The organism is Constrictibacter sp. MBR-5, assembly GCF_040549485.1.
Taxonomy (GTDB): domain Bacteria; phylum Pseudomonadota; class Alphaproteobacteria; order JAJUGE01; family JAJUGE01; genus Constrictibacter.
In genome coordinates, this window is record NZ_JBEPTK010000013.1 from 98,386 (window position 1) to 122,891 (window position 24,506).

Consider the following 24,506-nt stretch of genomic DNA (forward strand, 5'->3'; position numbering starts at 1 on the left):
GCGGCAGGGAGAGGGCACGGCATGCTGCAGCTCGCATTCGATATCGGGGGAACCTTCACCGACATCGTCCTGCTCGACACCGAGACCGGGGCGCTCGACGTCTGGAAGGTGCCGACGACCCCCGATGCGCCGGATCGGGCGGTGGCCCGGGCGCTCGCCGAGCGCATCGGGGAGGGCGCCTTCGCGCCCGCCGACGTGTCCGCGGCGATCCACGCGACCACGGTGGCGACCAACGCCATCCTGGAGCGCAAGGGCAGCCGCACCGCGCTGATCACCACCAAGGGCTTCCGCGACGTCCTGCTGATCGGCCGGCAGAAGCGCTACGACACCTACACGCTGCACATCGTGAAGCCCGAGCCCCTGGTGCAGCGGGCGGACATCTTCGAGGTCGACGAGCGGATGGCGTTCGACGGCAGCGTCGTGTCGCCGCTCGACGAGGCGGACCTGCACGAGACGATCGCCGCCGTGCGCGGCGGCGGCTACGAGTCGGTCGCCGTGGCGCTGCTGCACGCCTATGCCAATCCCGATCACGAGCAGCGCGTCGGCGCGCTGCTGGCCGAGGCCCTGCCGGGGACGGCGATCAGCCTCTCCTCCGTCATCTCGCCGAAATACCGCGAGTACGAGCGCACCAGCACGACCGTCGCCAACGCCTATGTGAAGCCGCTGGTCCACCGCTATCTGGGCGCCCTCGACGGCGCGCTGCGCGACCTCGGCATCGGCAGCGGCTCGGGGGGCGGACTGTCGATCATGCAGTCGAACGGCGGCCTCGTCTCGCCCGACCTCGCCCGCGAATACGCCGTGCGCATCGTCGAATCCGGGCCGGCGGCCGGCGTGCTGATGTGCGCCGAGGTCGGCCGCGACGAGGGCTTCGCAGACGTGCTGACCTTCGACATGGGCGGCACCACGGCCAAGCTCGGCGCCATCGACGCCGGGCAGGCGGCGATCACGCCGACCTTCGAGGTCGACACCGTCAACTACACCCGCGGCAGCGGCCTGCCGCTCAACATCACGGCGATCGAACTGCTGGAGATCGGCGCCGGCGGCGGCAGCCTGGCGCGCGCCGACAACGGCCTCATCGCGATCGGCCCGCAGAGTGCCGGTGCCGTGCCGGGGCCCGCCTGTTACGGCCGCGGCGGCACGCAGCCGACCATCACCGACGCGAATTTGGTGCTGGGCTATCTCGATCCCGACTATTTCAACGGCGGCGCCATGCGCCTCGACGTGGCGGCGGCGGAAAAGGCGGTGGCCGAGGCCATCGGCGCGCCGCTCGGCCTGTCCACCGACGAGGCCGCCTGGGGCATCCACTCCGTCGCCAACGCGAACATGGAGCGCGCCATGCGCATCGTGTCGCTGGAGCGCGGGCGTGACCCGCGCAAATACGCCCTGGTCGCCTTCGGCGGCGCCGGCCCGCTGCACGCCTGCCGGCTGGCGCGGGCGCTGCACATCCCGCGCGTGATCGTGCCGCGCGCGGCCGGGGTGGGCTCCGCCCTCGGCCTGCTGGTCGCCGACCACAAGATCGACGCCGCCGTCACCCGCATCATGCCGCTCGACCCGGCCGCGGCACCCGCGGCGGCCGCGATCTTCGCCGACCTGGAGGGCCGAGCCATCGGCCAGGCGGGTTCGCTGCGCGGCGCCGGGCGGCCGGCGCTGAGCCGCAGCGCCTGGATGCGCCATGTCGGCCAGGGCTACGAGATCCGCGTCGACCTGCCGATGGGACCCGTCGACGCCGCCTATGTCGGCGCGATGCAGGAGGCCTTCCTCGCCGCCTACCAGCGCGAGTACGGCTATACCGACCGCGACGCCGCGATCGAGGTGACCGACTGGTACGTCGTGGCGACCGTCGCGGGTTCACGGCGCAGCCTGCGGCCCGCGATGGAGACGGCTGGAGCCGCGGCGGCCGGCACCGCGGACGCGGCCGTCCGCGAACGCGCCGCCTGGTTCCCCGAACTGGGCGGCAAGGTCTCCTGCCGCGTGGTCGATCGGTATGCGATGCGCCCGGGCATCGCCGTCAGCGGCCCGGCGCTGATCGAGGAGCGCGAAGCGACGACCGTGGTGCTGCCGGGCGACGTCGCCACGGTCGGCGACGCCGGCCACCTCGTCATCGAGATCCGGAGGCCGCAATGACCGCCGAGGCCGCACCGCGCCCCGCGCCCAATCAGCCAGTCGACCCGATCACCCTGACCGTCCTCTGGAAGACGCTGATCTCCGTCGCCGAGGAGATGGGCACGGCGCTCCGCCGCACCGCCTTCTCGGAAGCCGTGCGCGAGGGCGACGACTTTTCCGCCGCCGTCTTCGACCGGTTCGGCCGGATGATCGCCCAGGGCAACTTCACGCCCGGCCATCTCGGCTCGATGCCGTTCACCGTGCAGAACATGCTGAACTACATCCCGGTGGAGACGCTGGAGCCGGGCGACGTCGTCGTCACCAACGACGCGGCCCTCGGCTCGGGGCACTTCCCCGACTTCTTCTTCATGCAGCCGGTGTTCGACGACGACCGCGCGCTGATCGGCTATGTCGTCAACACGGCGCACCACATCGATGTGGGCGGCGTCGTGCCGGGGTCGCAGGGCGTGCAGGGAACGAAGGACGCCTTCGCCGAGGGCATCCGCATCCTGCCGGTGAAGCTGATCCGCGCCGGCCGGTGGGACGAGGACCTGCTGCGCGTGATCATGGGCAACGTCCGCCTGCCGGAGAAGCTGCGCGGCGACCTGCGCGCCCAGGCGAACGCCAACACCGTCGGCGTCTCCCGCCTGCGCGCCCTGTTCGCCGAGCACGGCCGCCAGACGATGGACGACGTGACCGACGCCATCCTCGACCATTCCGAGGCGCGGGCGCGCGAACTGCTGCGGCGGATCCCCGACGGCACCTACAGCTTCGAGGACCGGTTCGACGACTACGGCCCGGGCACCGGACCGATCCATGTCCGGGTCGACCTGACCTTCACCGACGGCCGCATGCTGGTCGACTATTCGCGCAGCAGCGACCAGGTGCCGGCGGGCCTGAACTGCTACCTGAACTATTCGCGCGCCTATGCCCTGTTCGGCATGCGCATCTTCGCCGGGATCGACGTGCCGCAGAATTCCGGCGTGATGCGGGTGATCGAGGTGACGGCGCGGCCGGGCAGCTTCTTCAACGCTCAGTATCCCGCCGCCGGCGGTGGGCGCGCCGGCTGCCAGGTGCGCATCTTCGACACCATCAACGGCGCCATGGCGCAGGTGCTGCCGGAGCGCGCCATGGGCGCCTTCTCGCACTGGAGCAATCCGAACTTCGGCGGCGTCGATCCGCGCACCGGCAAGCGCTGGATCATGTACGACCTGATCATCGGCGGCTATGGCGGTCGCGTCGACACCGACGGGCCGGAGGCCTTCTGTCCGGTCTTCAACTGCGCCAACATCCCGGTCGAGGTGCACGAGACGATCAATCCGATGCGGGTCCGGCAGTTCGGCCTGATCCCCGACACCGGCGGCGCCGGCCGCTTCCGCGGCGGCTGCGGCATGCGCAAGGACATCGAGGTGCTGCTCGACGACACGACGCTCACCCTGCTCGGCGACCGGCACGACACGCCGCCCTGGGGCCTGTTCGGCGGTGGCCCCGGCGCCACGGCGCAGACCCTGCTGATCCGCGACGGCGAGACGGTGGCGCTCGGCTCGAAGGAGGTGTGCACGCTGCGCGCCGGCGACGTGCTGAGCTTCCGCCTGTCGGGGGCCGGCGGCTATGGCGACGTGGCCGAGCGCGACCCCGAGAAGGTGCGCGAGGACGTGCGCCAGGGCTATGTCACGCCCGAGGCCGCCGTGGCAGTCTACGGGCTCAAGGATATGTGAGCCGCGCCACGGGAGTCCGACGGCATGAGTTCGCGACTGGACCTGATGACGTTGGACCTCTTCGTGGCGGTCGTCGAGGAGCGCAGCCTCGCCAAGGCGTCCGAGCGCAAGCGCATCGCGATCTCCGCGGTCAGCCGGCGCATCGCCGACCTGGAGCAGGCGTTCGACGTGCGCCTGCTGCATCGCCGGCACAACGGCGTGGAGCCGACCCCGGCCGGACTGGCGCTGCTCGCGCATGCGCGCGGCCTGCTGCGCGGGACCCATCAGCTGGAGGACGAACTGCGCGGCTACGCGACCGGCAGCCAGGGCCTCATCCGCATCCACGCGACCGAGTCGGCCGTGTTCGGCCGGCTGCCCGATGTGCTCAAGACCTTCGTCGACGCGCATCCGCTGGTGCGGATCGAGTTCCAGGAGGCGACCAGCCCGCGCGTCGTCCGGGCGGTGATCGAGAACGTCGCCGACATCGGCATCTATGTCGGCGACCTGCCCACCGAGGGGCTGGAATGGTTTCCCTTCCACGCCGACCGGCTCATCGTGGTCCTGCCGCGCGGCCACCGGCTGGCGGCGCGCCGCAGCGTCCGCTTCGCGGACCTGCTCGACGAGGACTTCATCGGCCAGGAGGCCGACAGCGCCACCGACCTGCTGATGCGCGCCGCCGCCCGGCAACTCGGCCGCACCCCGCGGTCGCGCATCCGCGTCGGCGGCTTCGACGCCGCCTGCCGCATGGTCGAGGCCGGCCTCGGCATCGCGCTCACCGCCGAGCGCATCACCGCGAAGCTGGCGCCGGTCATGCACCTTCACCAGGTCGAGCTGGACGAGGCATGGGCCGTCCGGCCACACCTCGTCTGCGTGCGCGACGTCGGGGCCCTGCCGGCGGCGGCCCGCTCGCTGCTCGACCATCTGACCGGCTGCGATCCCGCCGACGGCGCCCTGCCGATCGCCCGGATGATCGCCGCCGACTGAACCGTGGCCGACTGAACCGTGGCCGGCGGCCCTGGGGACGCCGGCCGGGGTCAGTGCGGGCGCTGCGCCCTCAGGCGCCGCCAGCCTTCTTGGCGGCCTCCAGCACGAGGTCCAGCGTCTTCCGGCCGGGCAGGCCCTTGGCTTCCATGTCGGCGACCCACTTGTCCCAGACCGGCTGTGCCGCCTTCTGCTGGAAGGCCGCGCGCATCTCCGGCGTGATCGTCAGCCGCTCCAGCCCGGCCTTCTCGAACACCGGCAGCCATTTCGCGTCGGCCTCGGCATAGGCGTCGCGGAGTGCCTGGTACGCGCCCGGCTTGGCGTCGATCAGGATCTGCCGGTATTCCGCCGGCAGCTTCTCGAACTCGGCCTTGTTCAGGGTGATGGCGTTGTGGATGACGCCCAGGTTCAGGCCGTAGGTGTACCACTTCGACACCTCGTGCAGCCGGTAGGCGCCGAAGGCGTAGCTGAACGGGAAGGACGCCGCGTCGAACATGCCGCGTTCCAGCCCGTTATAGACCTCGGGGGCCGGGACCGACGTCGGGACGGCGCCCAGCAGGCGCATCGCCTCGCCGGTGCCGCCCAGGGCGCGCACCCGCATGCCCTTCCAGTCGTCCAGCGTCTTCGGCGCCTTGCCGGTGCCCATGAACTCGTACTGCGGCAGCAGCGCGCCTGACAGCGCCACGGCGTTCCAGCGCGCCAGCTCCGCCTTCGCCGGCTCGTACTGGTAGATCGTCTCCATCACCTTCTCGAGCGCCACCATGTCGGCGATCGGCAGGTAGGGCAGGTCGAGCACGTTGAGTAGCGGCGTCTTGCCGGGCGTGTAGCCGAAGGCGATCAGGCCGCCGTGGATCGCGCCGACCTTCAGGCTGTCCAGGGTCTCCTTCGCCGGCGCGATCGACTCGCCGTAATGGAGCTTGATCTCGAAATTGCCGCCGCTCTTCTCCGCGGCGACCTTGGCGTAGTGTTCCATGCCCGCCGTCACCGCGCGCGGGGCGCCGTAGATCGCCCAGTCCCACACGATCTTGTCCGCCGCACCGGCGCCCGCCGGTGCCATGGCGCAGGTGAGCGCCGCCACGGCCGAAAGCCACTTCCTCATCGCGTCCTCCCATTCGTCTTATGATTTGTCGAGAAGCGTTGCGCGTGCCTTGCCTGGTTCGTTCCTCGCTGTCTCCCTTATCGCGTGCGGCACCGTTGTCGCGCCGCCGCGCGCCCCAGAGCAGATGAAGCGCCGCGCGCCCTAGAGTAGATGAAGCGCCGTGTTCGTACAGTGGCGCCCGCGCCGCCGGCCTCGGGCCTAGAGCCGGCGCGTGACGCCGCCGCGCGATCCGGTGTTCAGGCGGTCGGCGAAGGCCGGCGCCAGCGGCCGCCCGTCCGGCACGTTCAGCCACAGGCGCAGCAGCAGCCGGCGCTTCTCCGGCGCGTCCCAGTCGCGATAGCCGGTGCGCGAATGCAGGGTGGTGTGGTTGTTCAGCAGCTGGATGTCGCCGGGCTCGAACGCCATGCCGAACTGGAAGTCGTCGCGCACCGCCAGTTCCTCGACGTAATCTACCGCGGCCTGCTGCAGCGGCGTCAGCGGGTGGCCCGCCTTCGCCGCACCCAGCTCGATCTGCTGTTTGTTGAAGCGGCAGCTCAGGACGCCCTCGCACCAGCTGAACACCGGCACGCGGTTGCGCGTCACCTCGACGGCCTGGGTGCCCTTGCCGATCAGGTCGAAGTGGAATCCCTCGGTCAGCGGCGCGATGAATTCCGGCCGCGTGCGCAGGATCTCGTTGTAGATCGCCATCGAGCTGGAGATCGTGCTGGCGCCGCCCGTCTGCGCCGGGCGCACGCAGAGCAGGCCGACCACGTCGCAGCTGTCGGAGTGCGGCGGCAGATAGGCGTTGGTGCGGTGGCCGCGCACGTTCTGCTCGTAATATCCGCCCGCCGCATAGCGGCCCGCCTCCATGTCGGTGACGGTGCCCAGCAGGTCGCCCCGCGAGTTCTGCGAGATGATCTCGCCCAGATGCGTGCCCAGGCCCCAGTAGAGGACCTTCAGCGTCTCCATGTCGTAGCGGGAGACGTCGATGCCGCGCAGCAGCGCGAAGCCGCGCCCGTACTCGATCTCCCGGCGCAGTTCGGCCAGACGCGGCGCCAGCGTCGGCAGGGGGAAATCGTCCCGCTCGAACGCCTCCGGCCGCTTGCCCCCCGCCGCCAGCGTCCGCGCCGCCCCGTCCAGCTCGTCCAGTTCAGTCGGCGAGAAACGATAGATCCACGAGGCATCGGCGGCGACGTCTGCCACCGTCCAGACGCAGCGGCCGGTCACCGGCCCGCGCGACATCTCGGTCATGGCGAATCCCCTGAAGGCTCTTTTGCCGACACTGTAGCGCGGCTTGGCGCGGCGCGCGCGGGGGCTTCATGCGGTGGCGGCCGAGGCCTCACCTCACCTCGGGAGGACGCCGGGCGGGAGGCACTTTCGACGGTGACTCGGCCCGCGTTCGGACGGGGGACCCGGCCGATGTGCGGATGCCGGCTACCCCCTGAGGTCAGGCCTCGACCGCTTCGCGCCCGGATACACTGGTCGAACCTTCGCCTGAACAATCCGGCGCCGCGTACGGGCGCCCGGTTACTTGCGGCGGGCGGTCGCGACATCGGAGGACGAGATGCTCGACGCGGAGATCCGGGAGAACGCGTTCTACGACGACGCCTACTACGCGATGCAGCGGGACGTCGGAGTGTTCTCCGCCGTCATCGATCGCTTCAAGTTCGAGGGCGAGATCAAGGCGACGGATCGGGTGCTCGATTTCGGCTGCGGCGGCGGCTTCATCCTGGCCAGCCTGCCGGCGCGCGAGAAGATCGGCATAGAGATCAACGAGGCGGCCGCCCGCGACGCGCGCAGCAAGGGCCTGCGAGTCTTCGACAGGTTGGAGCGCGTCGAGGACGGATGGGCGGACGTTGTCATCTCCCATCACGCCCTCGAACATGTCGACCGTCCGCTCGACGTGGTGCTCGAAATGCGGCGGAAGCTGCGTCCGGGTGGAAAGATCGTCCTCGTGACACCCAACGAATCGGTCTCGATGAGATACAGCGAAGACGACATCAACTTCCACCTGTTCACCTGGTCGCCATCGAACCTGGGCAATCTGCTGAAGCGTGCCGGCTTCCGGGACATCTCGGCGGAGCCGGTCTATCACCGCTGGCCGCCATACTGGTACGTCCTGAACCGCGTGCTCCCGATCCGGGTCATGCACGCTCTCTGCGTGACCCGCGGGTGGCTGCGCTCCCACTACTGCCAGGTGAAGGCCGTCGCCTACAAACCGTGACCGACACGGAGCCGGGTCGGTGAGCGGACCGGCCTGCGTGCGCGGCCGTCGTCGCAGTCTTTCCGGCGAGACGCGCGTTCAAGCGCGAACGTAGGTCGACCTGACCACGTCCTCGCCGACGCGATCGACGGATACGAGGCGGAGGGGTGGCCGCTGCCCGGCGAAGAACGGCGTGCCAAGACCGAGCACGACGGGGTGGAAATAGAGCCGATATTCGTCGACGAGACCGAGCGCGGTCAGGCTGCCCGCCAGGTTCGGCCCGGAAACGGCGATCCCCCCGCCGAGCCGAGCCGAGCCGAGCCTTCAGGCCGCGTATCACCGCCGCGACGTCGTCCGCGACGAGCGTGGCGTTGGGGCCGACGGACTTCAGGGAGCGCGAGACCACCCATTTCGGTTGCCGCCGCCACGCCGCCGCGAACGCCCACTGCTCTGTGCTCCACTCGGGCCGGTCTTCGTCCCAGTAGCGCATGATCTCGTACATGCGGCGACCGTAGACGCTGCCCGTCAGGCCGCCCACCTGCTCTGTCCAATGACCAAAGAGCGCGGGGCCCGTGGACATGCCCTCATGGTCCACATAGCCGTCCAGCGACAGGTTCATTCCGAAGACGAGCTTCGCCATCCTGCAACACCACCCTCATGCGCCTTGGAACGTCCGCTGCCGGACAGGATCGAAGCCCTCTTCCACGCCCGGTACGGAGGCGTCTGCGGGTATCGAGCGTCGGCTACGGGCAATGCTCGGTTTCAGGTAGTCTGACCATACAGGCGAGGCCGCGCCGCGAACACCGACACGGGCGAGGGACCCCGGCCCAGCCCGTCGCGGATGCCTTCCCCCATCAGGCGAAGGTCGAACGCGCCTGCGTTCGTGCTCGACCGCCCTTCGACAGCGCTCGCGCCGCGTTCTATCGTGACCGTCCGGGGCGGTCGCGGCGGTAGCCGTGGTGCCCGGCAACGATAAGCGGAGAGCGCAGGATGGACGCATCGTCTCGGGTCGACGCGATCGGCTTCGTCGGGCTCGGCGTGATGGGCGGCGGGATGGCCGCGAACCTGATGAAGCGCGGCCGGCGGCTGGTCGTGCACGATCTCGACCCCGCAAAATGCGCACGCTTCGCCGGCATGGGCGCCACGGTCGCCGACGGTGCCATGGCCGTGGCGCGGCAGGCGGCGACGACGATCTGCATGGTCGAGACCACGGCCCAGGCCGAGGCGGTGATCGTCGGCCCGGGCGGCTTCATCGCGGGCGCGCAGCCCGGCGACACCGTGCTGTGCATGAGCACCATCGACCCGCTCGCCGCCAAGGCGATGCACGAGCGGCTGGCGACGATGGGTGTGGCGATGCTCGACGCGCCGGTCAGCGGCGGCGAGCCGCGCGCCGTCGACGGCACGCTGTCGGTCATCGTCGGCGGCGACGCCGCCGTCGTCGAGGCCTGCCGGCCGATCTTCGATGCGGTCGGCACGCGCGTCTTCCACATGGGCGGGGTCGGCCAGGGGCTGGCCATGAAGCTGGTCAACAACATGCTGATCCAGGTCGGCACGGTGGCGGTCGCCGAGGCGATGGTCATGGGCGCCAAGGCCGGGCTCGATCCGCAGGCGATGATCGACGTGGTGCGCGAGAGCACCGGCGCCAGCGTCGCCTTCGAGATGCGCGCCCCGCGCTACGTCTCCGGCGACTTCCGGCCGGGCGGCACCATCGACATCTCTTACAAGGACCAGGAACTGCAGACCGCCTTCGCCAAGGCGCTCGGCGTCCCGCTGTTCCTCGCCAACATCACCGAGCAGATCTACCAGATGGGCCGCGCCGCCGGCCTCGCGAAGGAGGACAGCTCGGCCCTGGTGAAGCTCTACGAAAAGATGGCCGGCGTGCAGCTCGGCCCTCGGGACTGACCGGGGCGGGAAGGGGAGGCGATCCGATGAGCGACGACAATGCCGAGCGCATCGCCCGCGACGGGGTGTTCGATGCGGGCCGTACCGTGCAGCGGCGCGACCGCGGCGGCCTGGGCACGCTGCGCGAGCCGGCGCGCGAGATCCCGATCTTCGCCACCACCGACGTGCTGGTGGTCGGCGGCGGGCCGGCCGGCACGACGGCGGCGATCGCCGCCGCGCGGCTCGGCGCCGACGTGATCCTGGCGGAGCGCTACAACCATCTCGGCGGCCTGTCGACCGGCGGCCTGGTGATCTGGATCGACCGCATGTCCGGCTGGGACGGCGACCACCTGATCCGCGGCCTCGCCGAGGAGCTGATCGACCGGCTGCCGCGCGACGCGATCCGCGGCCCCTCGCGCAGCCTTTGGGGCTCGCGCGAGGAGGACGCGGTGGCCGCCTGGGCGCCGCGCGCCTCGGCGCATCACGGCGTCGTCACCTGGGCGCCGATGATCGACCCGGAATGGCTGAAGCTCGTCTCGCTCGACATGGTGACCGACGCCGGGGTCGAGCTGCTGCTGCACAGCTGGGTCGTCGCCCCTCTGGTGGAGGACGGCCGGGCCACCGGCGTCATCCTGGAATCGAAGCAGGGCCGCGTGGCGGTGCGCGCCCGCGTCGTGATCGACACCACCGGCGACGGCGACATGTTCGCGGCGGCCGGCGAGGATGCCGAGGGCGACATCGACACCGACACCATCCATCACTGCGCCAACACCGCCTCGCTGCTGGCCGGCGTCGACAGCGACCGCTGGCTCGCCTTCCGCACCGGCGATCCGGCGGCGTTCAAGGAGTTCATGCGCCGCGGGCGCGAGAGCGTGCGCCATTTCATCCTGCCGATGACCGGCTGGCGCGACGACGTGATCGTCTTCATGGGGCCGCGCTTCGCCGGCTTCGACGTGCTGAAGATCGACGACCTGACGGCGCTCGAACTGCTGTCGCGGCAGAGCGTCGTCGACCTGCTGAACTTCTACCGCGCCAACGCGCCGGGGTTCGAGAAGGCCTGGATCATGCTGACCGGGCCGCAGCTCGGCGCCCGGCACAGCCGCCGCCTCGTCGGCGTGAAGCGGATGACCGGGCCGGAGACGAAGTCGGGCCAGATCCTCGACGACGAGATCGGCGTCAGCCCCAGCCTCGGGCCGAACCTGCCGGCGGTGTCGGTGCCCTACGGCGCGCTGCTGCCGCGCCGCACCGACAATCTCCTGGTCGCCGGGCGGCACATCTCGACCGACGCCCAGACGCACAGCTTCATGCGCGAGATCCCGCAATGCTGGCTGACCGGCCACGCGGCGGGCGTCGCCGCGGCGCTCAGTGTCCAGGCGGGCGTCGCGCCGCGCAATCTGCCCGTGGCCGACCTGCAGGCGAAGCTCGCCGCCCAGGGCGCCTATCTGCGGACGGCCGCGACCACCTGACGCCCCGTTACGGCCAGCGCGCCTCCGCGTCGATCGGCAGGACCGGCCGCGGCAGGTGCCGCCAGTCGAAGCGCGACAGGATCGGCGAGGTCAGGCCGGGGCAGTCGACCTCGACGATGCGGGCGTGGTCGAAGAATTCGTCGAAGCCGCCGCGGAAATGGCCGCGCGACTTGACCACCACCGACCGTGCCGCGCCGACGTCCAGCCCCAGATGCTCGAAGAAGGCGGGGTCGGCGCACTGGGTGCGGATCGAGATCACCACCACGGTGATGCCGCCCAGCCGGATCGCCGCGGTCTGCCCCAGCGTCATCGCCGTGCCGGCGAAGATCCCGCGCCGGCCCGTCACCCTGCCGTCCGACAGTGCGACGACCTCGGCCTCGGCCTTGAACGGCTTGGAAAAGGGATCGGCCGCATCGACGCTGCGGTTGAAGCGCGCCGTGAACCGCGCTCCGTGGCCAAGCCCGTGCGCTTCCGCCGCGAGTTCGGGGTCGTGGATCACGCCGACCAGGCAGTCCTGCACGCCCGCGCGATGGAAGGCCTCCAGGATCCACATCGTGTTGCCGCGCCCGCCGCCGCCCGGATTGTCGGCGACATCGGCGAAGGCCAGCTTCGCCGTGCCGTCGCGCGCCTTCGCCACCGCGTCGTCCAGCGGTGTCAGGTTCGCCACGAACCGGTCGCGCCGCGCCCACGCCGCCTGCGCCAGCGTGTCGGCCAGCGCGTCAGCCGCCGCCTGCTCGGTCGCGGTGACGATCGCCGTCATGCCGTTGAACGGCGTGTCGCCATAGGCGAAGCCGCCCATCACCGACACGTTGCAGATGCGCGCGTCGTTCGCCTGCAACTCCTGGCCCAGGTCGATCACCTCGGCATAGGGGCCGTGCGCCGTCAGCATCGACACGGTGGGGGCGACGATCGGCAGGCGGCGGTGCGCGCGGAAGAAGCGCTCGCCCGCCATCAGGCGGCGCAGCAGGCCGGCACTCTCGGCACCGCGCTCGCGCATGTCGAGATGCGGGTTGGTGCGGTAGCCGACGAAGGCGTCGGTCAGCGCCACCATCCGGTCCGACACGTTGGCGTGCAGGTCGTAGGAGCAGACGAGCGGCACCGCGCCGCAGACCTCGCGGATCATCGCCTGGATCGTGCCTTCCGGGTCCAGGTCGCCGGTCGTCAGCCCGGCGCCGTGCAGGACGCAGTAGATCCCGTCCAGTTCCCCCGCCGCCGCCTCCAGCCCGGCGCGCCACTGCGCCATGAAGCCGTCGAACGCGTCCTGCTCGACCGGCCCGTTCGGCTCCGCCATGGCGAGCAGGATCGGCACCGGCCGCCACGGCCCGCCTTCGTCCATCGCCGTCACGAACCCCGGCATCTCGCCCAGGGCGACGGGCGAGGCGGAGCGCGCGTCGGCGACGATCGCCGCGCCGCCGATCAGGCAGCGCGTCTCGAAGTCGCGCAGGGTCGCGACCGGGGCGAAGCGGTTGCACTCGATGGAGAAGCCCAGCAGCGCTATGCGCGGTCCCGCTGCGGCGTCCGTGTTCGCGTCGGCCATCAGATCGTCACTCCCAGAAGTTCCGCGATGCGCGGCGTCGCCTTCAGCCCGGTGCCGGTCATCACCACCACCGTCGTCTCGTCGGCGCGGATCGTCCCGGCCTCCAGCAGCCGGCCGAAGGCGGCGGCCGCCTGGGCGCAGGTCGGCTCGACATAGACGCCACTCCGCGCCAGCGACAGCAGCGCCGCCGCGATCTCCGCCTCGCTCAGCATCACGGCACCGCCGCCCGTCTCGTTCAGTACGCCGACCACCTCGCGCAGGCGGATCGGCTGCGCGATGGCGGTGCCCTCCGCGATGGTCGGCGCCACCGGCGCCGGCTCCTGCCCCAGGAAAGCGCGGGCGATCGGCGCGCAGTTGGCCGGCTGTGCGGCGAAGATGCGCGGCACTCGCACGATGGCGCCCGCCCGCCGCAATTCGTCGAAGCCGATGCCGCAGCCGAGCACGTTCGACCCCGCGCCGCATGGCACGATCACATTGTCCGGCGCGCGGAAGCCCAGATCCTCCCACAGCTCGTAGGCCAGCGTCTTCGTGCCCTGCAGGAAGAAGGGATGCCAGTTGTGGCTGGCGTAGAAGATCCGCGCCGCCTGGCGCAGCGCCTCGTCGGCGCAGTCCTGGCGGCTGCCCGGCACCAGCTCGATCTCGGCCCCCGCCGCACGCGACTGCACCGTCTTGGCGGGCGAGGTCGCGGCCGGCACCAGGATCTTCGCCTTCATCCCGCCGGCCGCCGCATAGGCCGAGACCGCCGCCCCGCCATTGCCCGACGAATCCTCCAGCACGTGGCCGACGCCCTGGGCGCGCAGCAGCGACAGCATGACGGAGGCGCCGCGGTCCTTGAACGAGCCGGTCGGCATGAACCACTCGCACTTCAGAAGCGCCGTCGCCCCGCCGATGCGGCGCGGGATCAGCGGCGTGCAGCCCTCGCCCATGCTGATCGGGTCGTCCGGCACGAAGGGCAGGGCCGCCGCATAGCGCCAGATCGAGCGCTCGCCCGCCCGCACCGCGTCTCGGTCGATGCCGGGCAGCGGCGTCAGCAGCAGCGGCTCGCCGCCGTCGCCGCACCAGCGCGGCGCGGACAGCGGATAGGTTCTCCCTGAGGCGGGGTCGAGATAGGCGGTTTCCGTCATGCGCGGCTTTCCCTCGTGGCGCGAGCAGCTTCGCTTGACCCTCGCCGTGCCGCAAGGGAAGCTCGGCGCATGTCCGAAGACAATGACGCCCTCCTGCGGCTCGCCGCCGACCTCGTCGCGATCGACAGCCGCTCCTTCGTCTCCAACCTCGCCGTCGCAGAGCGGATCGAGGCGGAGCTGCCGGGATTCGAGATCGAGCGCCTGGACTATGCCGACGCGAACGGCGTGGCCAAGCGCGTGCTGGTAGCGCACCGCGGGCCGCGCGGCGGCTACGCTCTGTCCGGGCACATGGACACGGTGCCGGACACCGGCTGGACGAACCCGCCATGGACGCCGCGGCTGGATGGCGGCGTGCTGCACGGCCTGGGCAGCACCGACATGAAGGGCCCCGTCGCCGCCTGCATCGTCGCGGCGCGCGGCCTGCCGGCGGACGTGCCGGTCACCCTGCTGCTCACCACCGACGAGGAGACGACGAAGGAGGGCGCCCGCGCCATCGCCCAGCGCTCGCGGCTGGCGAGGTCCCTGGACTTGAAGGGCATTGTCGTGGCGGAGCCGACCGGCCTCGCCCCGGTGCGCGGCCACCGCAGCCATATCGAATACACCGCGGTCGCCACCGGCGTGCAGGCCCATTCCTCCACCGGCCAGGGCGTCAACGCCAACTGGGCGCTCATCCCGTTCCTGGCGGAGATGAAGACGATCGCCGAGCGCCTGCGCAGCGACCCGGCGCTCCAGGATCCGGGCTACGACCCGCCCTTCAGCGACTTCAACCTGATCGTCGACAATCACGGGACGGCGGTGAACGTGACGGTCGCCAGGGCCACCGCGCGCATCAAGTTCCGCCGCAGCCGCAACGTCGACACGTCGGCCATCGAGGCGGCCGTGCACGCCGCCGCCGAGCGCGCCGGCGTCGCCCTCACCGAGAAGCGCGAGGGCACGCCGCCGGAACTGCCGGAAGACCACCCGCTCATCCGCCACGCCGTCGCCGAGACCGGCCAGCCGGCGCGCACCGCCCCCTACGGCACCGACGCCAGCGAACTCCAGGCCGTCGCCCCCTGCGTCGTCCTCGGCCCCGGCACCATGACCACCGCCCACACCCCGCGCGAATGCGTGGCGGTGTCGGACCTGACGGATGCCGTTCCGCTGTTCCGCCGCATGCTGAGCGCGGCGCAGACATAGCAGGCCGCCGTCGCCGACGGCGGTCCACGCCTGCGGGGAGTGGCGGATGGCCATGGACTCGCTGATCACGGCCGCGGCCCGCGCCCTCGCAGCGGGCGACCCGCTCGGCGCCCTCAACCGGGTCGCCCTGCGCAGCGACGCGCCGGCGCTGGCCCTGCGCGGCATCGCCATGGCGCAGCTCGGCGACCTGGTGCGCGCCAAGGCGCTGCTGCGCAGTGCGGCCCGCGCCTTCGGTCCGCGCGAAGCGGTGGCGCGCGCCCGCTGTGCCGTGGCGGCGGCCGAGATCGCTCTCGTCTCGCGCGATTTGGGCTGGCCGGAAGCGGCCCTCGACGCGGCGCGCGCGACCCTGGAGGCGCATGGCGACCGCGCCAACGCCGCCCATGCGCGCTACCTCGCGGCGCGGCGCCTCCTGCTCATCGGGCGCCTCGACGCGGCCGATCGGATGCTGGCCGGCGGTACGACCGACGCGCTCCCTGCGGCTGCGATGGCGGGGCAGGTGCTGGTCGTCGCCGGGATCGCGATCCGGCGCATCCGGGCGGCGGAGGCGCGTGCAGCACTGGCGCGGGCCGCCGATGCCGCGCATGCCGCGGGCATCCCCGCCCTGATCGCCGAGGTGGATGCCGCGGCGCGCGCTTTGGACCTGCCCGCCGCGCGCCGTGTCGCACCTGGCGGCGACCGCCCGCTGCTGCTCGACGAGGTCGAGTCCCTGTTGGCCTCGCCAGCGCTCGTCGTCGACGCCTGCCGACATATGGTCCGCGAGGGGCCGGAGGCCGTGTCGCTCGGCCGGCGGCCGGTCCTGTTCGCGCTGGCGCGGGCGCTGGGCGAGGCGTGGCCGGCGGACGTGCCGCGGGCGACCCTCATCGCGCGCGCTTTCGGCGGGAAGGTGGCCGACGAATCGCACCGCGCGCGGCTCCGTGTCGAGGTCGGGCGGCTCCGCGCCGCGCTCGGGACGCTGGCCGAGGTGCATGCGACGCGGCGCGGCTTCGTGCTGCGCCCGCGTGGCACCGCCGCGGTCGTCGTGCTGGCGCCGCCCGTCGACGACCGGCATGCGGCGGTGCTGGCGCTCCTCGCCGACGACGAGGCCTGGTCCAGTTCCGCCCTCGCGCTGGCGCTCGGAACCGGCCAACGCACGGTGCAGCGCGCCCTCGACGCGCTCGCCGCGGCCGGCAAGGTACAGTCCTTCGGTCGCGGCCGGGCGCGCCGCTGGACCGTGCCGTCCGTGCCCGGATTCCCGACAGCCTTGTTACTCTCGGTCCCTCTGCCGAGCGAATAGCTTCATCGGACCGAACGACAGCAGCGGGAACAGTCAGATGAAACGAACGGCAGCCGACATCGTCCGCGAGTATGGACCCTTCCCGGACGCCCCCGCCGTGCACGGCGTGGCCTTCGACGGCGCGCGCGTCTGGTTCGCGTCGGGCGACAGGCTGAACGCCTTCGACCCGGCCAGCGGCGAGACGGTGCGCACCATCGACGTCGCCGCGGATGCGGGCACGGCCTTCGACGGGCGCCATCTCTTCCAGATCGCCGAGGACGGGATCCGCAAGATCGATCCCGAGACGGGCCGCGTGCTCGCCACCATCCCGGCGCCCGGCGGCGGCGGCGATTCCGGGCTCGCCTGGGCCGAGGGCACGCTCTGGGTCGGCCAGTATCGCGAGCGCCGGATCCACCAGGTCGACCCCGAGACCGGCGCCGTGCTGCGCACGCTCCAGTCGGACCGCTTCGTCACCGGCGTCACCTGGATCGACGGCGACCTCTGGCACGCCACCTGGGAGGCGGAGCAGAGCGACCTGCGTCGGATCGATCCCGAGACCGGTGCCGTCCGCGAGCGGATCGACATGCCGCCCGGCATCGCCGTCACCGGGCTCGAGGCCGGCGGCGACACCTTCTTCTGCGGCGGCGGCAGCAGCGGCAAGGTCAGGGCCGTCCGCCGGCCCGCATAGCGCCCGGCTTCACCTTCCGGCGGGCCGGTCCTTCAACGGCACCGGCCCGCTCGACGCCACCGCCAGCTTCCAGTCCGCGGCGGCGGTGCCGTCCAGGTTCAGGTGGCCGACCATGAACTTCAGGCGGTCGGTGTCCTTGCCCCGCCCGGTGCAGAAGCGGTCCTGCAGATAGAAGGGCGGCGTCGTCTGGTAGTAGAGCGTCGCCTGCACCGCGGCCGGACGGCTGCCGGGCGGCAGGTCGCCGAGCGGCACCTCGTAGACCAGCGAGTCCGCGCCGCCCGCCGCGTAGTCGGGGTCGTCGCCCACCGCGAACGCGCCCGTCTCCCGGGCCAGGTCCGGCCCGGCGCCCAGCGCCGCGGCGATCTCGGTCCGCGCCGCCAGCGGCAGGGTGCCGTGCGGCAGGATGCGGTTGTCCTTCACCGGGCTGCAGATCGACAGGAAGCTGGTCGTCAGCATGCCGCGCGCCGGCGTCTCGTGGCCGCAGGCGGGCGCCGTCTCGCCGGCGGGCGGCCCGGCGGGCGGCGTCGACACCAGCTCCTGATAGACCTGCGCCCGATCCTGGCGGCCGATGCGCTCGGCGTGCGGCTGGTGCAGCCGCGCCTCCGGCTCGATGCGCGCCGAGCAGTCGTCCCGCCACCAGTATTCGCCGGCGAGCGGGTTGCCGTCCTGGTCGACCAGGGCGCCCGCGGCGTTCGTCCGGCCCGACGCCCAGAGCGTCGCCCCCTCCTGGTCCAGCACCTCGAAGGTCAGGAAGGCGCGGCGGAAGCCGACGCCCGACGGGAACTTGTGCCCGGCCCTGTTGGTCACCGTCACCCGCGCGCTCAGCGCGTCGTATCCGTGCGCGATCTCGCTCACCGTCACGTCGGCGGTGGCGGTGCCGGCGAGGTCGAGCATCGCCTGCTCGGTGCGGATCAGCGGGTCGACGCCGCGCGACACCAGCATGGGGTCCTGGGTGCGGATGCCGAGCAGGTCGGGGAACTGCTGCGCCATCTTCACCAGGAAGACGTTCAGCCCGACCAGCGTGTGGACCGAGAATCCGTCGCGTACCTCCAGGTCGATGTCCTCCGGCCCCAGATTGTTCTCCGCCTGCGGGAACGTGCCGAACTCCTGGATGCTGGCGATCTTGCTGCGCAGCGGCGTGCCGTCGGCCGTCCCCGATGGCCCCCGCGACGGCATGTGGCAGCTCTGGCACGACTCCGCCCGGTCGCCCGCCCCGTGCGGCAGCTTCCCGTCCGGCGTCTCGCCGGTGCGATAGGCGCTGAACGCCCATTCCGGATAGGTCGTCTGCTCGTAGGTGTGGCCGATGACGGCCCCCGCCTGCAGGATCGGCAGGTGCACCGTGTGGCAGGTGCCGCAGACCTCGGAGCTGGTGATGCCGGCATGGTGCACCGGCGTGATGCCGATGGCGTTCTGCATCGGCTTCACCTTCGGATCCGCGAACGGCCCGATAAGCCGGTCCGGCGACCCGACGGGAAAGCTGCCGGTGAAGGTGCGCGCGAAGCCGCTGTTGTCCGGGTTCAGCAGCGCCTGGCGCTCCGCGACGCAGGCGTTCTCCGGCCGGTCGAGCGCCCCCTTCGCCGCCTCGCCCAGGGCCATGCGGTGGCAGGCGGTGCAGGCGATGCCGTCGCGCGCCAGCATGCCGTAGTCGGCCAGCGCCGCGCCGGGATTGTCGTCGGGCCAGGGCACGGCGTCGACCATGTCGCGGGTGAAGGTCTCGCATGCGCCGGTCGCCGGGAAGCGGTCGATGTGGAACTGCCGCTGGCCCTGGATGCCGTGGCAGCCGAGGCAGGTGTCCTGCACCAGGTCCGCCGCGTCGGGATGGAAGCTCTGCGTCTCGCTGGCCAGTTGGGCGAAGAAGAACGGGTCGCGCCCGGCCAGCCCCATCGGCGAGGTGCGCCACGAGGCATAGGGCGACAGGTTCAGCAGGCCGTCGCCGTGCGGGTTCGGCATCGTCATGTCGAACTGCAGCCCGGTGCTGCCGGCATCGTGACAGCCCAGGCACTGGGTCGAGGTAAGGAAGCTGTCGGCGGCGGTCGGGCCGCCGGCCGCGACCCAGGTGTTGTCGTAGGTCTCCGACGGCATGGCGCTGACCGTGTCCCAGGTCGGCATGTTCCCGTGCGGCGTGCCGGGCAGCGGCATGCGCAGCGCCTCCAGCAGGTCGCGGTCGGCGCGGAAATGCGGCTGGCCCAGCCGGCGCACCGTGTCCGGCGGCAGCACGACCGCTTGGTGGTGGCTCGGCGGGGTGGGTCCCGTGAAGAAGGACTGGCTCAGATAGACCAGCGGCTCGCCCGGCTCGCCGTCGATGTTGCGCGGATCGGCGAAGGTCAGGTCGTCGCGCGCCGACGCGTGGCAGTTCATGCAGTATTGCGCGAAGCCCTGGTTGGCGAGCGGATTGCCCGGCGCCGGCGGCCAGTCCGGCGCCCAGCCGCTGCCGGCGCCGAAGCCGTACCAGCCCCAGTACCAGCCGTCGTGCGAGGCGTCGCGGTCGCGGATCATGATCGCCGCACCGCTGGTCGGGAACAGCCTGACCGGATCGACCGCGGCACAGGCGGCGGCGGGGTAGGGGAACATCTCCTTCACCATGATGGCGCCGTTCGGCACCGGCGGCGGCTCCGCCGAAGCGTCGCCATTCCCCTCGGCGCGGTTCGCCGTCAGCCAGTCCGCCATCTCGGGCGAGTACCAGATGACCACCGGCGCGTGGGTGCCGAAGCCGGCACCCTGCCACGCACCGGCCGCCAGGGATGCCGTGAACGGGCCGGTGTCGCGCACCCGCTTGTCGCGGCGCCAGCCGGCGGCCGCGTCGCGATGGCACCAGTTGCCGAGGAATTCGTTCAGGCGCGCCTGGTAGCGGTCGAGCGGCAGGGCGGAGGGATCGCGGATCGCCGCCGCCAGGCTCCTGCACAGGGCCGGGTCCGCCGGGGTCATCGCCTGCGCCCGCTCCGCCGAACATTGCCCGGCGGTGGCGCCGACGGGAGCGATCCCGAGCGCGGCGATCGCGAGCAGGGCGGCGGCCGACATCGCCCGCAATCCGCCGAGACGTTCCGACGCCGTCCACCCCATTGCCGCCTCGCTTCCCCACCCGGCCTCGCGATGGTCTCCGCCTCCGCGCGAGCGGTCATTTATCGTTGTCCGCAAGACTAAACCGGAAAATGCGCAAAGACAAACGGGTGGTCGACGCGATGTCTTTATTGAGGAGTGGGATCTGTCGCATTTTGAACAAATGAAGACTTATTCTAGTTCTGTTTTCATGAGCGGCCCTGCGTGCGACCAGCCTTTTGTCCGAAGATACGGGTCGCGGGTGCGCGGCGCTCGAACTGCGACTTGACGCGCCTCCAAAAGCCTCCATCCTCGCGGTGGAAGGGGCTTCCTCCTGCCGCGGCCTCGATGCAGCGCGGCAACGGTGAAGCTCTGCGGCGGCCGTAGGAAGCGTGGCGTGGTTGCAGGTTCGTCTCCACCCGATCGACAGGGGTTCGCGGGCGAGGTCGCTCCTTTCGGCCGTCGGGACTGGGAGCAGGTGCGCGCGATCCTGGCGGAGGGACTGGCGACCGGTGTGGCCGCATTCCGGTCGACGCCCCCGCTCTGGCGGGATTGGGATGCGGGACACCTGGACATCGGACGGCTCGCCGCCCGTGCGAGCGACGGGCGCATGCTCGGCTGGGCCGCGCTCTCTCCGGTTCCCGATACGTGAGGCGCCGCCGGTGTCGCTGAGGTCAGCGTCTACGTTGCAGAGGTCGCGCGCGGCCAGGGAGTCGGAGCCGCACTGATCGCGGGTCTGGTCGCCGCGTCGGAAGCGGCGGGATACTGGACGCTGCAGTCGCAGATCCTGGCCGCCAACACCGCCAGCCTGGCGCTCCACCGCAAATGCGGTTTCCGCGAGGTCGGCGTCAGGGAACGCTACGGCCATCTCGCGGGTGTCTGGCACGACGTCGTCCTGCTCGAGCGCCGCAGCCGGCATGCGGGCGGTCCCGACCTGCCGACACGGTCCTGCACGTGAGCGACCGCCTGATGCCCGAATGCGCGACATGCACGGCTGGCCCTGGGGGCATCGGATGAGCGAACGCGGCCTTGCGGAGGAGACCGAGGCTCTCCCATCGGCCTACGCGGCCTGGCGCGGAAGCACGCTCGGGCGCATCACGGACGAGATCGAACGCGACCTGATGCTCTCGCTCCTCGGGCCCTTGCCCGGCTGCAGCGTTCTCGACGCCGGATGCGGCGACGGTCAGCTCGCGTTGGAGTTGGCCGGCCGCGGCGCGCGCGTCGTCGGCGTCGATGCCTCCCAGCGCATGATCGCGGCAGCCCGCCGGCGCGCGGCGGGCCGGCCCGATGTGTCCTTCCATGTCGCCCGGGCCGAGGACCTGCCCTTCCGAGCGGCCGAGTTCGACATCGCCCTCGCCGTCACCATGCTCTGCTTCGTCGAGGACGCGTCGGTCGCGCTGAAGGAGATGGTGCGGGTGGTGAAGCCGGGGGGACGGCTGGTCGTCGGAGACCTCGGCCGATACAGCAGCTGGGCCGCCGTGAGACGCATCAGAGGCTGGCTGGGTTCGCCGGTCTGGCGTCATGCCCGTTTTCGCAGCGCGCCGGAATTGGAACGGCTCGCGCGGCGGGAAGGGCTGACCGACGTCTCCGTGCGCGGTGCGGTCTTCTTCCCCCCGGTCGGGTTGGCGGCGCGGCTGCTCGGGCCGGCCGATCGGCGGCTCACCGGTCGTATGACGGTAGGTGCCGCCTTCCTGGTTTTGACCGGAACCAAGCCGTCCGATGCTCCGGCGGCGGTCCGCTCCCACGATCATCACTTCAGCCGACGAGGCCCGCCATGACAGCCGACGACCCTTCCCGCGCGCTTCACTGGGAGAACGTCTGGACCGGCAAGGCGCCCGAAACGACGAGTTGGCATCAGCGCGAGCCGACCATGTCGCTGGCCCTCGTCGAGGCGAGCGGCATCGACCGGATGCAGCCCGTCATCGATGTCGGCGCCGGCGCCTCTCCGCTCGTCGACAGGCTTCTCGATCGTGGCTACGCGGATCTGACCGTGCTCGACATCGCGGCCGCGGGCCTCGACCGCACCCGGTCGCGGCTCGGCGAAGCCGCGCATCGCGTCGCCTGGATCGTCGCGGACGTCACGGCGTGGAAGCCGCAGCGCCGCTATGCGCTCTGGCACGATCGGGCCGTCTTCCATTTCCTGACCGATGCCGACGATCGGCGCGCCTATGGCAGAACGCTGGCGGCGGCTCTCGCGCCGAGCGGCCAGGCGATCATCGCGACGTTTGCGCTCGACGGCCCGGCGAAGTGCTCCGGCCTCCCGGTACAGCGGCATGATGCGGCATCGCTCGCGGCGGCACTCGGGAGCGGCCTACGGGTCCTGGAGGCGCGGACCGAGGTGCACCTGACGCCGGGCGGCGCGGAGCAGAAGTTCATATGGTGCCGGCTGGGTCGGGCCGCCGCGCCGAAGGCCTAGATCGTCGCGCGGGCCGCCAACGCCGCGATCTCGTCCTCCGACAAGCCCAGCAGGTCGGCGAAGATCTCGCGGTTGTGCGTCCCGCTCGCCGCGGCGGCGCCGCTGTAGCCGGTGTCGCCGGCGCTGAACTTCAGCGGGAAGCCGGCGGCCTTCAGGCCGTCGAGCAGGCCGAGGGTGGGGTGTTCCACCGGCTGGACCATGCCGCGCGCCTTCAGGTGCGGCCATGCCAGCAGGTCGTCGATCGTGTGGACCGGGCTGGCGACGACGCCCGCCGCGGACAGCCGGTCGACCACTGCGGCAGTGGCGACGCCACCGGTCCAGGCGCCGACCGCGGCCTCGACCTCGGCATTGTGCGCGACGCGCCAGCCCATCCGCCCCCAGTCGGGATGGTCGGCGAGGTCGCCGCGCCCGATGACGCCGCACAACCCGCGCCACATTGCGTCGGTGCCGCAGCAGATGACGGCCCAGCCGTCGGCCGTCTTGAAGGTGTTCAGCGGCGAGAAGCGCAGGACGCGGTTGCCCTGGCGCTGCTCCAGGCCGAGTGCCGCATACTGGTCGAACGGCTCGTCGAACAGCAGCGAGAACAGCACGTCGACCATCGACACGTCGACCCACTGGCCTTCGCCGGTCTTCTCCCGGTGGAGCAGGGCGCCCAGCACGCCGGCGAAGGCGAAGCCGGCGGAGATGGTGTCGGCGAGCGGCGATCCCGCCTTGGTCGGCGGGCCGCCGGGATGGCCGGTGACGCTCATCAGGCCGGACATCGCCTGGGTGGTGACGTCGTAGCCGCGCCGGCCGGCGTCCGGCCCGGTCGCGCCGTAGCCGGTCAGCGAGCAGTAGACGAGGCGCGGATTGACCTCGCGCAGCCGCGGCCAGTCGATGCCCAGGCGCTCCGTCACGCCGACCGAGAAATTCTCGACCACCACGTCGGCCTTCGCGACCAGCCGCAGGAAGAGGTCGCGGCCCTCGTCCGACTTCAGGTCGAGGGTGATCGCCTTCTTGGCGCGGCTGCGCTTCAGGAAGGCGATGCCCAGGTCGCTGTCGTCGCGCTTCTCGAAGGACGGGCCGCCGGCGCCGTAGAAGACCGGCGAACCGGACAGCGTGTCGCCGGTCTTCGGATTGTCGATCCGGATGACCTCGGCGCCCATGCCGGCCAGCAGCAGCGTCGCATGCGGGCCGGCCAGGAACTGGGTCAGGTCGAGCACGCGCACGCCGTTCAGGATGCCGCTCATCGGGGAGAGCGGCTCCTGCCGTTCGGCCGCGCCCCCCGATCGCCTGCGCCAATGCGGCCAGCGCCTGTGTGGCCCGCGCTCACGCGGGCCGCACCAGAAGCGCGATGCTCCGTTCGACGGTGAGCCGTGCCTCCTCGGCCAGTGCTGCGTCGCTCGCACTGCTGATCGGGTGTTCGATCACTGCGAACGGATAGCCCTCCGCCCCCAGCACCCGCGCCATCAGTTCCGCGGCACTGACGAACTTGGTGGTCATCACGCCGACCGACGGGATGTTCAGGCGTTCGCCAGCCACTGCGTCATGCAAACTGCACGACGAGCAGCTGCCTCAATCGCCGATGCCTGCGATCAGGGCGTCCCAGCCGCCGCCGGCTTCCTTCAGGGCCGCTTCCTTCATGATCGCCGCGTCGGCGGGGGCGCTGTAGTTCGACTTGACCCGCCGGACGACGATCGCGCCGTGCTTTTCGGTCAGTTCCCGCTCGATGGCGTCGAAGAACGGCCGCGTACCGCGCTTGCCGTTGGAGATGATGCCGACGGTCTTGCCCGCCAGCGACGGCAGGCGTGGTGCCAGCGCGAACGCCGGTGCCCCCGTCTCGTGGGTCGGGTCCAGGATCTCGATGCTCATGCGTGTCCTTGTCTCCA

General features: G+C 71.6%; 20 protein-coding genes and 1 pseudogene. 13 read left to right on the forward strand and 8 right to left on the reverse strand.

What is annotated here, in order from left to right:
• The first annotated feature begins 21 nt into the window (after positions 1-21).
• From ABIE65_RS21820 to ABIE65_RS21830, 3 genes are read left to right on the forward strand one after another with little or no spacing between them, the layout of a single operon-like run.
• A complete protein-coding gene (locus ABIE65_RS21820) occupies positions 22-2,124 on the forward strand; it encodes a hydantoinase/oxoprolinase family protein (protein WP_354080670.1) in 2,103 nt (700 codons plus the stop codon).
• Positions 2,121-3,821, forward strand: coding sequence for a hydantoinase B/oxoprolinase family protein (locus ABIE65_RS21825; RefSeq protein WP_354080672.1), 1,701 nt, complete (start codon positions 2,121-2,123; stop codon positions 3,819-3,821). Before ABIE65_RS21820 ends, ABIE65_RS21825 begins: the two co-directional genes overlap by 4 nt.
• 24 nt (positions 3,822-3,845) lie before the next feature.
• Positions 3,846-4,784: a LysR family transcriptional regulator gene (locus ABIE65_RS21830; RefSeq protein ID WP_354080673.1), complete on the forward strand. Its 939-nt coding sequence runs from the start codon at positions 3,846-3,848 to the stop codon at positions 4,782-4,784.
• A 70-nt stretch (positions 4,785-4,854) separates the two neighbouring features.
• Here ABIE65_RS21830 and dctP read toward each other — a convergent pair whose 3' ends face one another.
• Both dctP and ABIE65_RS21840 read right to left on the reverse strand, forming a co-directional pair.
• Entirely contained in the window at positions 4,855-5,880 is a 1,026-nt protein-coding gene (dctP, locus tag ABIE65_RS21835; protein WP_354080674.1) for a TRAP transporter substrate-binding protein DctP, read from the reverse strand.
• Between the two features lie 198 nt (positions 5,881-6,078).
• On the reverse strand, positions 6,079-7,110 hold the full coding sequence (locus ABIE65_RS21840; protein WP_354080675.1) for a TauD/TfdA family dioxygenase: 1,032 nt from the start codon (positions 7,108-7,110) through the stop codon (positions 6,079-6,081).
• 313 nt (positions 7,111-7,423) lie between these two features.
• On the opposite strand from ABIE65_RS21840, the gene ABIE65_RS21845 reads away from it, so the two are divergent.
• On the forward strand, positions 7,424-8,083 hold the full coding sequence (locus ABIE65_RS21845; RefSeq protein WP_354080676.1) for a class I SAM-dependent methyltransferase: 660 nt from the start codon (positions 7,424-7,426) through the stop codon (positions 8,081-8,083).
• Between the two features lie 78 nt (positions 8,084-8,161).
• Here ABIE65_RS21845 and ABIE65_RS21850 read toward each other — a convergent pair whose 3' ends face one another.
• Positions 8,162-8,356, reverse strand: a complete 195-nt coding sequence (locus tag ABIE65_RS21850; protein WP_354080733.1) for a dihydrofolate reductase family protein — start codon at positions 8,354-8,356, stop codon at positions 8,162-8,164.
• A gap of 696 nt (positions 8,357-9,052) precedes the next feature.
• Between ABIE65_RS21850 and ABIE65_RS21855 the strand changes: the two genes are divergently transcribed.
• Positions 9,053-9,964 carry an NAD(P)-dependent oxidoreductase gene (locus ABIE65_RS21855; protein ID WP_354080677.1) on the forward strand — a complete coding sequence of 304 codons (912 nt, stop codon included), beginning with the start codon at positions 9,053-9,055 and terminating at the stop codon, positions 9,962-9,964.
• Positions 9,965-9,990: 26 nt separating this feature from the next.
• Positions 9,991-11,409: an FAD-dependent oxidoreductase gene (locus ABIE65_RS21860; RefSeq protein ID WP_354080678.1), complete on the forward strand. Its 1,419-nt coding sequence runs from the start codon at positions 9,991-9,993 to the stop codon at positions 11,407-11,409.
• A 7-nt stretch (positions 11,410-11,416) separates the two neighbouring features.
• Here ABIE65_RS21860 and ABIE65_RS21865 read toward each other — a convergent pair whose 3' ends face one another.
• Both ABIE65_RS21865 and ABIE65_RS21870 read right to left on the reverse strand, forming a co-directional pair.
• Complete coding sequence (locus tag ABIE65_RS21865) at positions 11,417-12,946, reverse strand: M81 family metallopeptidase (protein WP_354080679.1); 1,530 nt, start codon at positions 12,944-12,946, stop codon at positions 11,417-11,419.
• Positions 12,946-14,070 carry a threonine synthase gene (locus ABIE65_RS21870; protein ID WP_354080681.1) on the reverse strand — a complete coding sequence of 375 codons (1,125 nt, stop codon included), beginning with the start codon at positions 14,068-14,070 and terminating at the stop codon, positions 12,946-12,948. The genes ABIE65_RS21865 and ABIE65_RS21870 overlap by 1 nt, the downstream gene beginning before the upstream one ends.
• Positions 14,071-14,139: 69 nt before the next feature.
• Between ABIE65_RS21870 and ABIE65_RS21875 the strand changes: the two genes are divergently transcribed.
• From ABIE65_RS21875 to ABIE65_RS21885, 3 genes are read left to right on the forward strand one after another with little or no spacing between them, the layout of a single operon-like run.
• A complete protein-coding gene (locus ABIE65_RS21875) occupies positions 14,140-15,246 on the forward strand; it encodes a M20/M25/M40 family metallo-hydrolase (protein ID WP_354080683.1) in 1,107 nt (368 codons plus the stop codon).
• A gap of 46 nt (positions 15,247-15,292) precedes the next feature.
• Positions 15,293-16,519 (forward strand): hypothetical protein, encoded by a 1,227-nt coding sequence (locus ABIE65_RS21880; RefSeq protein WP_354080685.1) that lies wholly within the window; start codon positions 15,293-15,295, stop codon positions 16,517-16,519.
• A 37-nt stretch (positions 16,520-16,556) separates the two neighbouring features.
• Positions 16,557-17,186 carry a Vgb family protein gene (locus ABIE65_RS21885; RefSeq protein WP_354080687.1) on the forward strand — a complete coding sequence of 210 codons (630 nt, stop codon included), beginning with the start codon at positions 16,557-16,559 and terminating at the stop codon, positions 17,184-17,186.
• 9 nt (positions 17,187-17,195) lie between these two features.
• Here ABIE65_RS21885 and ABIE65_RS21890 read toward each other — a convergent pair whose 3' ends face one another.
• A complete protein-coding gene (locus ABIE65_RS21890; protein WP_354080688.1) occupies positions 17,196-20,204 on the reverse strand; it encodes a hypothetical protein in 3,009 nt (1,002 codons plus the stop codon).
• 415 nt (positions 20,205-20,619) lie between these two features.
• Here ABIE65_RS21890 and ABIE65_RS21895 point away from each other — a divergent pair, with 415 nt between their 5' ends.
• The 4 genes and pseudogenes from ABIE65_RS21895 (at position 20,620) to ABIE65_RS21910 (ending at position 22,638) form a co-directional block, all read left to right on the forward strand.
• Positions 20,620-20,874 (forward strand): GNAT family N-acetyltransferase, encoded by a 255-nt coding sequence (locus ABIE65_RS21895; RefSeq protein ID WP_354080689.1) that lies wholly within the window; start codon positions 20,620-20,622, stop codon positions 20,872-20,874.
• Between the two features lie 24 nt (positions 20,875-20,898).
• Positions 20,899-21,180, forward strand: a pseudogene (locus ABIE65_RS21900) (GNAT family N-acetyltransferase); the annotation flags it as partial.
• A gap of 55 nt (positions 21,181-21,235) precedes the next feature.
• On the forward strand, positions 21,236-22,000 hold the full coding sequence (locus tag ABIE65_RS21905) for a class I SAM-dependent methyltransferase (RefSeq protein ID WP_354080690.1): 765 nt from the start codon (positions 21,236-21,238) through the stop codon (positions 21,998-22,000).
• Positions 21,997-22,638: a class I SAM-dependent methyltransferase gene (locus ABIE65_RS21910; RefSeq protein WP_354080692.1), complete on the forward strand. Its 642-nt coding sequence runs from the start codon at positions 21,997-21,999 to the stop codon at positions 22,636-22,638. The genes ABIE65_RS21905 and ABIE65_RS21910 overlap by 4 nt, the downstream gene beginning before the upstream one ends.
• Here the strand turns inward: ABIE65_RS21910 and ABIE65_RS21915 are convergent.
• Complete coding sequence (locus tag ABIE65_RS21915; RefSeq protein WP_354080693.1) at positions 22,635-23,867, reverse strand: CaiB/BaiF CoA transferase family protein; 1,233 nt, start codon at positions 23,865-23,867, stop codon at positions 22,635-22,637. The genes ABIE65_RS21910 and ABIE65_RS21915 overlap by 4 nt on opposite strands.
• A 79-nt stretch (positions 23,868-23,946) precedes the next feature.
• The gene (locus ABIE65_RS21920; RefSeq protein ID WP_354080694.1) at positions 23,947-24,489 is read right to left on the reverse strand and encodes a UGSC family (seleno)protein; all 543 of its coding nucleotides are present in this window, start codon (positions 24,487-24,489) and stop codon (positions 23,947-23,949) included.
• Positions 24,490-24,506 lie beyond the last annotated feature (17 nt).